Source organism: Aeromonas sp. s7(2024) (assembly GCF_040907825.1).
In the GTDB taxonomy this organism is placed as follows: domain Bacteria; phylum Pseudomonadota; class Gammaproteobacteria; order Enterobacterales; family Aeromonadaceae; genus Aeromonas; species Aeromonas veronii.
On record NZ_JBFOCM010000026.1, the window covers coordinates 1 to 13,818 of the forward strand.

Sequence of the window (13,818 nt, forward strand, 5' to 3'; positions counted from 1 at the left end):
AGACATTGAAAATCAAAAATTGTTTTTGATGTTCGATGCTGTGAGTGCCCACACAGATTGCTTGATTCAAATTGTTAAAGAGCGTCACGCTTGTCGCGTTGAGGAGGCGCATATTACGCTTCTCACTTCGAAAGTCAAGCGATTGTTTTCGCTTTTCTTTCGGCGCCCACTTCGCTAGGAAGCTGGCTCATCAGTTCGGCGTGTTCCGCCGTGCTGGTAGGGGCGCATTATAGGGAGCGGCGCTGCGATGACAAGACTTTTTTTGAAGAAAATCACGAAAATTTCAAATTATTCAATTAGAAACAGCTTATTCAGTGTATATATACAATGTTATCCACAATCCGGTTATTTCACTCCCATTTTAGCGTCATTTATGTCGCCTTCAGTGACCTTGGGAATGCCATACTGGAGCCGATAACCTCTCCCGAGTGGTCCATGGTAGCGCCAATCAGGAAAGCTGGTTACCATGGAGGTGAATATAGTGTTGCACCTTTTTTGCTTTCTTTTACAAAAGGTCTTTTAAGATGAATTTATCCAAGTTTCCCGTATATATGCAGGCCGCAATCCTTGCTCTGGTATTGGCAGTGGTTGGCTACCTGGTTGCCCAGGCCCTGCAGTTCTCTTTGAAAGCGGAAGTGATTTTTGCAGCAGGTCTGGCCATCGGCGGTTTCGTGGTACCGCTGTTCCTGAAGCGAACCCCGGCTAATGTCGCCGAGTCGATCGCCAATCAGGAGACTTGCACCTTATATGTAGGCAACCTGCCCTATCGCGCCAATGAGATTGCAGTGCGCGAATTGTTTGCCGAGCAGGGCCAGGTCATTTCCGTGCGGTTGATGAAGGACAAGGCAACCGGCAAGCGCAGAGGTTTCGGTTTCGTGGAGATGCCCGCCGCCGATGCCGCCAAGGCGATTGCCGCTTTGAATGATAAAGAGTACCAGCAGCGCACCCTCAAGGTACGTGAAGCGAATGACAAACGTGATAAAGAGGAAAGGGAAGGTAGCGAAGCTGACGTCTAACCGCTCGTCAGTACCTCACCTCTTCCAGTGATGACAGCCCCCATGCTTGCAAGGGGGCTGTCAGTTTTTGGGCCTCCCCATCCAGCCGGGTACAGTAAGCCCTGGCAATCACCTCTTCTATATGTACAGGCTGCACGGCGGCGTGCCCGCCATTGCTCAGCAACCAGGCCACCCGTTTGGCAACGGCACTGCCCGAGTCAATAAGCTGGCATTGCGGCATCAGTTGCCCAATCTCTTCATTGAGTAGCGGGAAGTGAGTGCAACCAAGCACCAGCGTATCCGGCTGCTCTTCCCCTTCCAGCCAGTCGACCAATACCTCGCGCAGCAGCGCCATATTGACCGGCAGGCCCGCCAGCTTGTGTTCGGCTTCTATGACCAGCTCGGTGGTGCCCTTGAGCAGCACCCGCTTGCCGGGGGCAAACTGGGCGATCAGTTCGTGGGTATAGTCGCGGCTGACGGTTCCCGGTGTGGCCAGCAGACCAATACAACCGTTGCGAGTCTGCGCGGCGGCGGGCTTGATGGCTGGCACCACCCCCACCACGGGAATATCCAGCGCCTCGCGCAGGGCCGGCAGCGCTATGGTGCTGGCCGTGTTGCAGGCAATCACCACCAGATCGATATGATGACGGGCTACCATGGTGGTCACCAAGCGGGTGCAGGCAGCAATCAGGGCGGGCTCGCTCAATTCACCATAGGGGAAGTTGGCGTTGTCGAAGCAGTAGAAATAGTTGTGTGCCGGCAGAACGCGGCGGATCTCGCGGTAGATGGTCAGGCCACCCATACCGGAATCAAACACGAGAATATTGGCCACTTGAGCTCCCCTTTGGTGCAAGGCGGCGATCATACTCCCGCCTGCCGCCAATAGAAAAGGCCCTGCCAATGGCAGGGCCCCTGATTTTTCCGCTTGGCCGGGTCCGGCTTAGAGTGAGTATTCCATTGTCACGTAGTAAGCGCGCTCATCGGCAGGGTAACCCACCGCCGTCTGATAGTCCTTGTCCAGCAGGTTGTTGATCTTGCCAGATACTTTGAGCGCCGGGGTGACCTTGTAGCCGACAGCCAGATTCCACACGCTGTAGCCACCGAGTTTGGTGGTGTTAGCCACATCGCCATAGCGCTCACCCTGATAGATCCAGCTCAATGAACCATCAAACTGCTGCCACTGCGCCTGCGTCACCCACTTGGCCCCTTTGCGGGAGATCAGCTGCAACTGCTTGTCGGTTACCTTGTCTTTGGGATCCTTGTATTCGGCAGAGACTCTATGACTCACCCAGCCGGTATCAAACTCCCCTTCCAGCTCGATCCCTTCAATTCGCGCCTTGCCAACGTTCTGTGGTGTCCACATACCCTGACTGTTGGGTGCCCACTGGATCATCTGTTCGAAGTCGTTGCGATAACCGGTGGCTCGCCACTCCACGCCAGCGGTTTGACCGTCCAGCATCAGCTCGCTGCTCTTCGACTCTTCCGGCTTCAGGGTAGGATTGCCTGACCCCGGATAGTAGAGGTCGTTAAAGGAGGGGGCGCGGAAACCGGTGCCGTAGCGGGCACTCAGGCGGTAATCCTCCACAAAGCGCCAGCCTGCGCCGGTCTGCCAGGTGTTGTGGCGGCCAAACTGCTCGTTGTCATCGCTACGGCCGCTCAGCTCGGCCTGCCAGGTATGGTTGTCGAACTGAGCAAGGGCATAGAGGCCGGTGTTGTCGCGCTCTTTGGCATCGGCTGGGTAAGTCACACCAGAAGAGAGGGAGCGATCATCCAGTCGATCACTCTGCCAATCGGCCCCGCCTCCCAAGGTCCAGCTCTCGTTCAATTTCAAGCTGTTGACCCAGTTCAGGCTGTACTGGCGGGTATAGGTCCGGTTATCAGCCTGATCGCGGCCACTGTTGTCCTGATAGTCGTAAGCATCCTGTTTGGAGAAAGCGCCACGCAGCTCGCTCAGATAGCGGTCATCGTGATAGCGCGACCCCAGCTGATAGCTCTGGTTTTCAGTCCAGGTCTCGTTGCGCTGATGGGTGGCAGGCCCCCAGGCGGAAGCAGCAGAAGAGCGGTCGTACTGGGCGACATTGCGGAACCAGCGGGTTGTACCGAACAGATCCCAATTGCTGCCGAGCGCCTGCTGGTAGTCCAGCATGGCGTTGTAGCCCTGATGCCCGTGACGATCACCATCGTTGATGCCGGGCAAGGGGTGTACGTTGTAACCCTCTTCATCATCAAAACCGCCAGCCACCTTGAGCTGACCCGCCTCACCGACCTGGCTGGCACTACTGAAAGCGGCCTGACGCTGTTGATGGGAACCAGCACCGATATTGAACTTGTGCTGATTTGTCCCCTTGTCGGGACGGGTAATGATGTTGATCACCCCGCCGATGGCATCAGAACCATAAATGGTGGCGCGCGGGCCGCGGATATACTCGATCCGCTCGACCTGATTGAGTGGCAGATTGTTCAGTTCGGTCATCCCGGCGGTCAGGGAGGCACTGCGTACCCCATCCACCAGCACCAGCGTCTGGGAAGAGGTGCCACCACGCACCCGCAGCGAGCTGAGCTGGCCTCGGCCACCATTGCTGACCACTTCCACACCGGGCAGGGTCTTGACCACATCGGTCACGGTCTGGGCTTGCAGGCGATCGATCTCGTCCCGGGTCACCACATTGACCGGGGCCAGAACGCTGGAGGCAGGTTGGGCGACGCGGGTAGCGGTCACCACCATGGTAGGATTGACGGGAATGGTCAGCTGCTGGGCAAACGCCGCCGTCGGCAACAGGGCAGCCGCCAGAAATTTCTTCGACATGAGAGATCCTTAAGTTCGCGTAAGTATCTACTTCGTGGCCGGTTTCTCTCGGCCCGAAATACGAACTCTGGCAGGTCTTCGGGCTCGGGGGCTGATGGCCTACGGCGACGGCTTCCCGCCTGACGGCAGTGCCCTGATGTCGCTTCGTTCCCCCTTACCGCTGCGCGCCAGCTCCGGATTTTCACCGGATTCCCTATTAAGCATGATGCGCCAAAGCGGGAGGATTATAGGCAGAGCCAAGCTGGATGTATAGCCATCCAGATTTCTATTTATTGCCAGCCAGCGCCGCCAACCGCTGCTGGGCGCCCTCCATCACCGCCTGTACCCCGGGATGAGAGAGATGGCGTCCTGCCGAGACCAGATAGTAAGAGAGGGTGACATCGGTGAGGGTCGCAATTCGCTCCACCCCGTAGAGGCGGCCAATTTCGTCAGCCATTGCCAGCGGTGCCGGGAAGATCCCCATCCCCGCCTTGCCGAACGACTTCATCAGGGTGGAGTCATCAAACTGCCCCACCAGATGGGGATGAATGCCCTGCTGACGATACCACGCCAGCAGCCGATCGTGGGTGGCAGACTTCTCTCCGGGGATCAGCAGCGGCAACCCCTCCAGCGAGGCGGGAAAGCCGTCCCGCGCCCGAGCCGCCAGCTCCGGGCTGGCAAACAGCGCCAGCGGGCTGCGCCCCAGCTCGTGGTTGTAGCCGCGCACGCCACTGTCGGGGGGAAGCGGGCGATCGATCAGCACCATATCCAGCTTGTGACGGGCCAGCTCGCTGAACAGCTGCTCGGCCCGCTCCTCGTGGCACACCAGCCGCAGCGGCGTCGCCAGCGCCATGGCGGGAGCCAGCAGCTCGAACGCCAGGGTGCGGGGTACCGAATCGGCGATCCCCACCTGCATGGTCAGCTCCTGACTGGCGTGGCGCAGGGTGTGCTCCAGCTCGGCACCGAGCGAGAAAATCGCCCCCGCCTGCTCCTGCGCCTGCCGTCCGGCGGCGGTCAGCACCAGACGCCGCCCCACCCGGTTGAACAGCGCCACCCCGAGGGACTGCTCCAGCTCGGCGACCTGACCGCTGATGGTCTGCGGCGTGAGATGCAGCTGTTCGGCGGCCTGCGTCACACTGCCGCTGCGCGCCACATGCCAGAAGTAGTAGAGCTGTTTGTAGTTGAGCATGCCGTTCCCTATCAGTTTTTACCGAACAACCATCAGCGAAAATCTGATTTTATCGAAACATTGCGGGCTCTAGCATGCAACCATTATCTGAACTGCCCTGCGAACCATCATGCTGGACGTTGTTGTACTCTTCTTTCTGTTTGGTCTGCTGGCCGGTCTGGTGCGATCCGAGCTCAAGCTGCCGCCCGCCCTCTACGACACCCTCTCTCTCTTTCTGCTGCTGGCCATCGGCCTCAAGGGCGGCGTCGGTCTGGCCCAGCAATCCCTGCAACCTCTGCTGCCACAACTGGCGCTAGTGATCCTGCTCGGCGTGGTGCAGACCCTGCTCGGCTTTGCCGTGCTGCGCCTCAAGATGAACCGGGTCGATGCCGCCGCCACCGCCGCCCACTATGGTTCGGTCAGCGTCGCCACCTTTGCGGTCGGGGTGAACTGGCTCACCGAGCGGGGCATCAGCTTTGAATCACAGCTCTCCATCTTCCTCGCGGTGATGGAGATCCCCGCCATTCTGGTGGGCATAGTGCTGGCCCGCGGCATCAGCCGCGAGACCCGCTGGCGCATGCTGGCCCACGAGACCTTCCTCGGCAAAGGGGTAACCCTGCTTCTCGGCAGTATGGCCATCGGCTATCTGGCCGGGCCGGACGGAATTGCCCCACTCAAACCGCTGTTTGTCGACCTGTTCAAGGGTGCGCTGGCGCTGTTCCTGCTGGAGATGGGCCTGATCGTCGCCCGTCAGTGTCAGGATCTGCGCCGCCACGGCCTGTTCCTGCTCGGCTTCGCCCTGTTGATGCCGCTCGCCTCGGCGGGACTGGGGCTGGCGGCTGGCCAGCTGATGGGCCTCTCTCTCGGCGGCCTGACCTTGCTGGCTACCCTGGCGGCCAGCGCCTCCTATATTGCCGTGCCGGCTACCATGCGCATCGCCGTGCCTCAGGCCAACCCGGGGCTGTCCCTCAGCGCCGTGCTGGGGGTCACCTTCCCGTTCAACATCATGCTGGGGATCCCGCTCTACCACAGCTGGGCCCGCCACTTCACGGAGTAGCCACATGCAGACCGAGACCCGCACCCTGCTGACCGTCATCACGGAAGCCAATCTGGAGCCCACCCTGCTGCGCACCCTCACCCGCGAGGGGTTGCGCGGCTACACCATCACGGATGCCCGTGGCCGGGGGGATCATGGCGAGCGCAACGCCAGCTGGAGCGAGAGCGGCAACATCCGGCTGGAGGCGATCTGCAGCCGGGAGCAGGCGGAGCGGCTGCTGGCCCACCTGCAGAGTCGTTACTACCCAGATTACGCCATGATCGCCTTTCTGCAACCGGTCGAAATCGTGCGACCCGAGAAATTCTGAGCCGGCTTGCCGGCTCTTTTTGCCCACCAAAAGCAAACGTTTAACAGCAAGGAACCAGAAAAAATGAACACCGCTCCCCTGATCGGCCTAGTAATGGGCTCCGACTCCGACTGGCCAGTGCTGCAGGCTGCCGCCCGTATCCTCAAGGAGCACGGCGTGCCCTACGAGGCGCAGGTGGTCTCGGCCCATCGCACCCCGGATCTGCTGTTCGAGTATGCCGCCACTGCCCGCGAGCGCGGACTGCGCGCCATCATCGCCGGAGCCGGTGGCGCCGCTCACCTGCCGGGTATGGTAGCCGCCAAGACCACATTGCCGGTGCTGGGGGTACCCATCCCCTCTCGCCATCTCAAGGGGATGGACTCCCTGCTCTCCATCGTGCAGATGCCCAAGGGGGTGCCGGTCGCCACCTTCGCCATCGGCGAGGCGGGGGCCGCCAACGCCGCCCTGTTCGCGGTCTCTCTGCTCTCGGTCGACCGAGATGACGACGCCCCCCGCTACCGGCAGCAGCTCGACGACTTCCGTACCCACGAGCGCGACCGGGTGCTGGCGCTGCAACTGGAGGAGCCGACATGATAGTGCCACCCGCCACCCTCGGCATGCTGGGGGGCGGCCAACTTGGCCGCTACTTCGTGATGGCCGCCCACCGCCTCGGCTACAAGGTGGTGGTACTGGATCCCGATCCGGCCAGCATCGCCGGTGCCGCAGCCGATCACCATATTGTCGCCCCCTATGACGACCAGACCGCCCTGCTCGAGCTGGCCAGCCGCTGCGAGGCCATCAGCTGCGAGTTCGAAAATGTGCCAGCCGCCACCCTCGCGCTGCTCGAAAAACACAAGCCGGTGCGCCCAGGCGCCAGCGCGGTGCGCATCTGTCAGGATCGCCGCGAGGAGAAAGCCTTTCTGCGCGGTGCTGACATCCCGATCGCCCCCTATCTGGCGCTACTGCCGGAAGAGCCCATCCCCGCACAGGCCAGCGAACTCTTCCCCGCCATCCTCAAGACGGCCCGCGAAGGGTACGACGGCAAGGGGCAGTGGCAGGTGAGCAATCTGGATGAGCTGGCGACGGCACTGGCAGCGAGTGGTGTGCCCTGCGTGCTGGAGAAACGTCTGCCGCTGGAGGGGGAGTTTGCCCTGACCCTGGCCCGCAGCCCGAGTGGCGCCATCAGCGCCCTGCCGCTGGTGCAGAACTGGCACAGCGGCGGCATCCTCGATCAGACTCGCTCCCCGGCCAATGTGCCGGTGCTGGAGAGCGAAGCCAAAGGAATCGCTGAGCGGCTGATCGCAGCCCTCGATTACGTCGGGGTGCTGACGGTGGAGTTCTTTCTGGTGGAAGGCCGCCTGCTGGTCAACGAGCTGGCGCCCCGCCCCCACAACTCGGGTCACCCCAGCCTCGACAACGCCGCATGCAGCCAGTTCGAGTTGCAGGTGCGGGCCCTGTGCGATATGCCGCTGCCGGAGCAGATCGCCGTGCGCCCCGCCCTGTTAATCAACCTGCTGGGAGATCTCTGGCAGAACGGCACACCCGACTGGGCTGCCCTGCTGGCGCTGCCCGGCCTGCATCTGCACCTCTATGGCAAGGGCGAACCCCGCCCCGGCCGCAAGATGGGCCATATCACGGTAACCGGTGACGACTGGTCAACGGTGGAGGAAAGCTGCCGCAAGGCCCGCCAGCTGCTGGGGCTAGCGCCACGCTGATCGAGCATCGGAAATGCAAAGACCCGGGCGTGGCCCGGGTCTCTGTTTTTGCTTGCTGTGGCAAGGAGGCTTATCAGGCCCGCTCCACCGCGACCGGTGCCGGCAGGCGGATAGTGAGGGAGAGCACCAGCGCCACTACCAGCAATACCAGGATCAGGTGGAAGGTCGCCATAAAGCCGCCAAACAGGGAGGCCACGATGGAGCCGATGATGCTGCCCAGACCAAAGCCCAGATAGATGACGCCGTAGTTCTTGGTCAGGTTGTTGAGACCGAAGAAGTCGCTCACCAGCGAGGGGTAGACGGTGATGGTGCCGCCGAAGCTGAACGCCACACAGGCGACCGCCACGAAGAACAGGTTGGCATTGAGCGGCACGAACAGCAGCAGCGCCATGCCCGCCAGGGTAATCAGCTGAGCGATGGTGATAACCCGGATGCGGGACATCTTGTCGGAGAGGATACCCAGCACCAGACGGCCACCCAGGTTGGCCATGGCGATGATGGCGACGGCATTGGCGGCGACTACAGCAGGCAGACCCACCATCTTCTCGCCGATATCCTTGGCCACGCCGATGACATAGAGGCCACTCATGCAGGCGGTGAGGAACATCAGCGCCAGCATCCAGTACTGCGGCTTGCGCATCGCCTCAGCCAGAGTGAAGTCACGGCTCTCGCTCTGCTGCACGGAAGCGGCCTGTTTGGGCGCATCCTTCATCAGCATGCCGCCCACCAGCACCATGGACATGGCGATCAGCCCCCACAGCTGGAAGGTGGTCTCAAGGCCGGAGCTGGAGAGCAGCAGCAGGTTGATGTATTTGAAACCGAGGCTACCGAGGCCATAGGCACCGATAGAACAGGCGGAGATGAGCCCCTTGCGCTCCGGGAACCACTTCACACAGTTGGAGAGAGTCATCAGGTAGCCGGTGCCGTCGGCAAAACCGACCAGAATGCCCGCGCAGAGGTAGAGCATCGCCAGATTGCTGGCATGGGCGGTGAGGAAGAAGCCGATGCCGAGCAGCACACCGGCGCCCAAGGTCACGTTGCGCACCCCGAATCGCTCCTGCAGCTTGCCCGCCATGGAGGAGGCGACTGCCAGCGAGAGGCTGAGCAGGCCGAAGGCGAAAGCGACCTGACTCACCGGCTCGTCCAGCTTGTCGGAGAGCTGGGCGTTGAACAGGCTCCAGGTGTAGACAGAACCCAGTGCGAACTGGGTGATGATGGTACCGATCAGTGTCAGGTACCGGGTGCGGTTCATCTCTTTGGTCATGATGCGTCTCGGTCGATGGCCTTAAGGAAATTGAGGCCACTATAGGCAAGACGCAGTTCGCGCCGATCGATTAAGGCATGAAATGCAGATCGGCGGGAATGAATGACAATCAGAGCCGCATCAGCTGACGGAACGCCTTGATGTTGCTGCGACTGACCGGCACCTCGAACGGCAGATCATGGAGCCGGATGAGATAGGTGCTGTTAAACCAGGGGACTATTTCGCGGATCTTGTTAATGTTGACGCAGTAGGAGCGGTGGCAACGGAAGAACCCCTCGGCAGGCAGCCGGCTGACAAACTCGCTGATGGTCATGGTCATCACGTAGCGGTCATCGCGGGTGTAGACATAGGTAAGCTTCTCGTCGGCTTCCGCGTAGTAGATCTGCTCGCAGGGGGTGACGATGATGCGCTCCCCCTTCACCAGATTGACGGTGCGATTCTGCGCAGCCCCCGGCTCGCTCCCCTGCCCCGCCTGCGACTTGCCTGCCTGCTCCAGCTTTTGCAGCAGGCTGATGAGGCGCGGCTCGTTGTAGGGTTTGAGGATGTAGTCGAACGCCTCCAGCTCGAACGCCTCCACCGCAAACTCCTTGTAGGCGGTGACGAAGACGATGTGGGGCGGATGGCTCGACTTGTGCAGGTTCTTGGCCAGCAGCAGACCATCGATGGAGGGGATCTGGATATCCAGAAACACCACATCCACCTCGTGATCCTGCAGGTATTTGAACGCCTCCAGCCCATCCTCGAAGCTCGCCACTATCTCGATGGAGCTGTGCTGGTTCACCAGATAGGCCAGCTCCTCGCGAGCCAGATACTCGTCTTCCACTATGATCGCTTTCAGCATGACAACACCTCTCGCGGCACCCACTTATCCTCAACCATGATGGCTCTCAGCATGGCATCGACTCCTGATCCGGCAGATAGAAACTCACTTCGGTACCCGGCTCCAGCCGCTTGAGGTGCAGGCCGTCGCCATAGAGCAGTTTGACCCGCTGATGCACGTTCATCAGACCGATGCTGCGGCTCTCCACCCGCCCCGCTGCCACCCCGTCGATCACCTCCTGACTGATGCCGTAGCCGGTATCCCGCACCGATACCCGGATGCCGCCCGCCAGCTGTTTCACCTCGATGGTGACCCGACCTGGCGCGCTACGGGGCTGGATGCCGTGCAGGATGGCGTTTTCCACCAGCGGCTGCAACAGCAGGCTCGGTACCTGAATGTGTACATCGTCCACCTCGAACACCACCTCCAGCTTATCGCCAAAGCGGGCCTGCTCGATGGCCACGTAGTCGCGCACCTGCTGCAGCTCCTCCTGAATGTCGATGAGTTCATCCCCCTTGTTGAGGTTGTAGCGCAGGTAATCTGCCAGATTGGCGATGAGCTGGCGCGCCTGCTGGGGGCGGATGCGGATCAAGGATGAGATGGCGTTGAGGGCATTGAACAGGAAATGCGGGTTGATCTTGCTCTGCAGCGCGGTGAACTCCGCCTTGCGGGTCATCTCCTTGAGCTGCTCGATGCGCGACACCTCCATCTGGGTGGAGATGAGCTGGGAGAGGCCCACCGCCATCTCCCGCAGCGAACTGGTGATGCTGTGGGTGCGGCGATAGTAGATCTTGAGGGTGCCGCTCACCGAGCCGTTTTCCCGCAGCGGAATAATGATGACCGAGTGGAAATCGGAGAGGTGATACTGGCGCAAATCGTTGTTGATGATGATCTGGTCGAGCAACACTGCCTGCTGGGTCATGCCGCTGATGGCGTGGTGCTCATCCAGCTCGTAATAGTCCTTGCCCACCCCGACATAAGCCAGCACGTCATGGGTATCTGTGATGGCCACCGCATCGGCGCTGATGTCCCGCCGGATCACATCGCATACCTGACTGAGGGAGTGGCGATCGATGTTCTGGAAGAAGGGCAGCGTCTTGTTGGCGATATCGAGCGCCAGCTTGGCCTGCTTGGCGGCAATCAGCTCCTTCTCGTCATCCAGATCCTGCACCAGCTTGATGATGAGGCCGATGCAGAGCGCCCCGGCAATCATCGGATAGGCGATGTGGTTGACGATCTCCACCCCCACTTCGTGGGGCTCAGTCAGCAGCCAGATCAGCAACATAGTGAGCCCTTCGCAGAGCATCCCCGCCAGAATGCCGTAGAGCCAGAGCCGCGACTTTCGACAGCGCAGGTGCAACCAGGTGGCGAGCAGCCCGGCGATGATGCTGGCGATAAGGCAAGGGATGGAAGTGTGACCATCCATGTCGATGAGATAGCGGTGCAGACCGGAGATGACCCCGGCCGGAATGCCGACCCAGGGGCCAAACAGAATGCCGCCAGAGATAATTGCGATGATCCGCACGTTGATCAGCGCCCCCTCCACCGGAATGCCGGTATAGGTACTGAACACCGCAAACAGGCCGAAGATGGAGGCTACCAGCACCAGCTCCGCCGGGGTGTGATCCCGCTTCTGGAACAGCCGCTGGAACGGCCGGGTGCGGGTCAGGAAGAAGAGGGTCATCAGCATCAGCGCCGCCCGTTCGAACACCGCCAACAACATCATCTGATTCTCAAGCATCTGCGCCCCCTTGCGGCAACCCGACCGATCACCCTAACCCTGACCAATAAATCGGGGCCGGATAAACCAGCCCCTGTGACATCAACAGTACTGACCGGCCACCCAGCCGGAGGACCAGGCCCACTGGAAGTTGTAGCCACCCAGCCAGCCGGTCACATCCACCACTTCGCCGATGAAGTAGAGGCCCGGCACCTTGCGCGCTTCCATGGTCTTGGAGGAGAGCTCGTTGGTATCGACGCCGCCCAGGGTCACTTCGGCGGTGCGATACCCCTCGGTGCCGTTGGGCAGGATCTGCCAGTCACCCAGCAAGTTGGCCACCGCTTCCAGTTCCCGCTCGTTGTACTGACGCATCGGCTTGCTGACCAGCTGACCCAGCTCCACCAACTTGTCGACGAAGCGCTTGGGCAGCTCGCGCCCCAGCACGGTTTTCAGCTCCTGCGCCGGGTGTGCCTGCGCCCACTCACGCAGGGCGGCCGGAATATCCAGCTCCGGCAGCAGGTTGATGTGGATCTTCTCGCCAGCGTGCCAGTAGGAGGAGATCTGCAGGATAACGGGGCCGGAGAGGCCGCGATGGGTAAACAGCATCGCCTCCTTGAAGCGGGTGCCATCCTCGGCGGTCACCGCCACCGGCAGGCTGATGCCCGCCAGATCGGCGAACGCCTCTTTCTCTGCCTGATGGAGGGTGAATGGCACCAGACCTGCGCGGGTCGGCAGCACCTTGAGGCCGAACTGCTCCGCCAGCTTGAAGCCATAAGGGGTCGCCCCCAGCTTGGGCATGGAGAGACCGCCGGTCGCCACCACCAGCGAGTGACAGCCGATCTCACCCTTGCTGGTCGTCAACACAAACCCTTCGTCCTGTTTGCTGACGGTGAGAATTTCGGTTTGGAACTGCAGGGTCACCCCGGCCCAGTCACATTCGGTGAGCAGCACATCGACGATATCCTTGGCGCTCTCGAGACAGAACAGCTGCCCCAAAGTGCGCTCGTGATAGTTGACCCCGTGGCGATCCACCAGATCGATGAAATCCTGCTGGGTGTAGCGGGCCAGCGCCGACTTGCTGAAGTGGGGATTCTCCGACAGGTAGGCGTGAGCGCCCGCCTGATGGTTGGTGAAGTTGCAGCGGCCACCGCCACTGATGAGGATTTTGCGGCCCGGCTTCTTGGCGTTGTCGAGCACCAGCACGGAGCGGCCACGGTAGCCCGCCTGCGCCGCACACATCAATCCGGCCGCACCGGCCCCGATCACCACCACATCGACCTGCTTCATCATCACTCACTTATCAAAAATAGAAACGGCACCTGGCCTGAACCGTGATTGCCTCTGGCGGAACAGAACCATAGTGGCTGCCCACCAGAATAAGCAACGGCCCTTAAAAGGGCCGTTATTGTACTGGCTGAACACTAAGTGTCCACGACTATCAGGCGTTGCTGTCCATGATGCTGGCCGGGGCGCCCTTGGCCAGTTCGGCCAGCTCCTTGTCGATGAAGTAGAGGCCTTTGCCATCTTCACCCACCAGACCCAGACGGTCGACGATGCTCTTGAACAGCTTCTCCTCTTCATGCTGCTCGGCCACATACCACTGCAGGAAGTTGAAGGTGGAGTAGTCCTGAGTGGTGAAGGCTACGTGGGCCAGACCATTGATGCACTTGGTGATGTGATACTCGTGCTCCAGAGTGGTACGGAACACGTCGCCCAGCGACTTGAACTCGTGGGGAGGGGCATCGATGGCACCCAGTTTTGGCATGGCACCGGTCTCGCTCACGTAGGTGAACAGACGCTCCATGTGCTGGCGCTCCTCGACCGCGTGCTGGCGCAGGAAGGTCGCCGCCCCTTCAAAGCCCTTGTCTTCGCACCAGGCGCTCATCTGCAGATAGAGATTGGAGGAGTAGAACTCCAGGTTAATCTGCTCGTTCAACTTCTCAATCATGGCTTGGGCCAGCATCTTGTTTCTCCTCAGTGATTTGGTATCGATTGTCGCCACACTCCC

The 13,818-nt window shown here is 60.8% G+C and carries 13 protein-coding genes and 1 riboswitch; of the genes, 5 read left to right on the forward strand and 8 right to left on the reverse strand.

Features of this window, described 5'->3' with window-relative positions; genetic code table 11:
• The first annotated feature begins 524 nt into the window (after positions 1-524).
• On the forward strand, positions 525-1,016 hold the full coding sequence (locus AB5Y73_RS12080) for an RNA-binding protein (protein ID WP_033138874.1): 492 nt from the start codon (positions 525-527) through the stop codon (positions 1,014-1,016).
• A 7-nt stretch (positions 1,017-1,023) separates the two neighbouring features.
• On the opposite strand, the gene murI is transcribed toward AB5Y73_RS12080, so the two are convergent.
• The 3 genes from murI to AB5Y73_RS12095 form a co-directional block, all read right to left on the reverse strand.
• Positions 1,024-1,827, reverse strand: coding sequence for a glutamate racemase (murI, locus tag AB5Y73_RS12085; protein ID WP_107683391.1), 804 nt, complete (start codon positions 1,825-1,827; stop codon positions 1,024-1,026).
• A gap of 108 nt (positions 1,828-1,935) precedes the next feature.
• Positions 1,936-3,801 carry a TonB-dependent receptor gene (locus AB5Y73_RS12090; protein WP_107683392.1) on the reverse strand — a complete coding sequence of 622 codons (1,866 nt, stop codon included), beginning with the start codon at positions 3,799-3,801 and terminating at the stop codon, positions 1,936-1,938.
• A gap of 51 nt (positions 3,802-3,852) precedes the next feature.
• A riboswitch (cobalamin riboswitch) is annotated at positions 3,853-4,031 on the reverse strand.
• 35 nt (positions 4,032-4,066) lie between these two features.
• A complete protein-coding gene (locus AB5Y73_RS12095) occupies positions 4,067-4,969 on the reverse strand; it encodes a LysR family transcriptional regulator (RefSeq protein WP_107683393.1) in 903 nt (300 codons plus the stop codon).
• A gap of 109 nt (positions 4,970-5,078) precedes the next feature.
• Here AB5Y73_RS12095 and AB5Y73_RS12100 point away from each other — a divergent pair, with 109 nt between their 5' ends.
• The 4 genes from AB5Y73_RS12100 (at position 5,079) to AB5Y73_RS12115 (ending at position 8,006) form a co-directional block, all read left to right on the forward strand.
• On the forward strand, positions 5,079-6,005 hold the full coding sequence (locus AB5Y73_RS12100; protein ID WP_107683394.1) for a sodium-dependent bicarbonate transport family permease: 927 nt from the start codon (positions 5,079-5,081) through the stop codon (positions 6,003-6,005).
• A gap of 4 nt (positions 6,006-6,009) precedes the next feature.
• Positions 6,010-6,312: a hypothetical protein gene (locus AB5Y73_RS12105; protein WP_005321666.1), complete on the forward strand. Its 303-nt coding sequence runs from the start codon at positions 6,010-6,012 to the stop codon at positions 6,310-6,312.
• Positions 6,313-6,375: 63 nt separating this feature from the next.
• A complete protein-coding gene (gene purE / locus AB5Y73_RS12110; protein ID WP_107683395.1) occupies positions 6,376-6,885 on the forward strand; it encodes a 5-(carboxyamino)imidazole ribonucleotide mutase in 510 nt (169 codons plus the stop codon).
• Positions 6,882-8,006: a 5-(carboxyamino)imidazole ribonucleotide synthase gene (locus AB5Y73_RS12115; RefSeq protein WP_107683396.1), complete on the forward strand. Its 1,125-nt coding sequence runs from the start codon at positions 6,882-6,884 to the stop codon at positions 8,004-8,006. The genes purE and AB5Y73_RS12115 overlap by 4 nt, the downstream gene beginning before the upstream one ends.
• Before the next feature lie 73 nt (positions 8,007-8,079).
• Here the strand turns inward: AB5Y73_RS12115 and AB5Y73_RS12120 are convergent, their stop codons facing one another.
• The 5 genes from AB5Y73_RS12120 to ftnA form a co-directional block, all read right to left on the reverse strand.
• Positions 8,080-9,270, reverse strand: coding sequence for an MFS transporter (locus AB5Y73_RS12120; protein WP_040069602.1), 1,191 nt, complete (start codon positions 9,268-9,270; stop codon positions 8,080-8,082).
• Positions 9,271-9,379: 109 nt separating this feature from the next.
• Positions 9,380-10,111: a LytTR family DNA-binding domain-containing protein gene (locus tag AB5Y73_RS12125; protein ID WP_107683397.1), complete on the reverse strand. Its 732-nt coding sequence runs from the start codon at positions 10,109-10,111 to the stop codon at positions 9,380-9,382.
• A gap of 46 nt (positions 10,112-10,157) precedes the next feature.
• Positions 10,158-11,831, reverse strand: a complete 1,674-nt coding sequence (locus tag AB5Y73_RS12130; protein ID WP_162895420.1) for a sensor histidine kinase — start codon at positions 11,829-11,831, stop codon at positions 10,158-10,160.
• Positions 11,832-11,912: 81 nt separating this feature from the next.
• A complete protein-coding gene (locus tag AB5Y73_RS12135; protein WP_005355716.1) occupies positions 11,913-13,097 on the reverse strand; it encodes an NAD(P)/FAD-dependent oxidoreductase in 1,185 nt (394 codons plus the stop codon).
• 151 nt (positions 13,098-13,248) lie between these two features.
• Positions 13,249-13,773: a non-heme ferritin gene (gene ftnA / locus AB5Y73_RS12140; RefSeq protein ID WP_005339225.1), complete on the reverse strand. Its 525-nt coding sequence runs from the start codon at positions 13,771-13,773 to the stop codon at positions 13,249-13,251.
• Between the last annotated feature and the right edge of the window lie 45 nt (positions 13,774-13,818).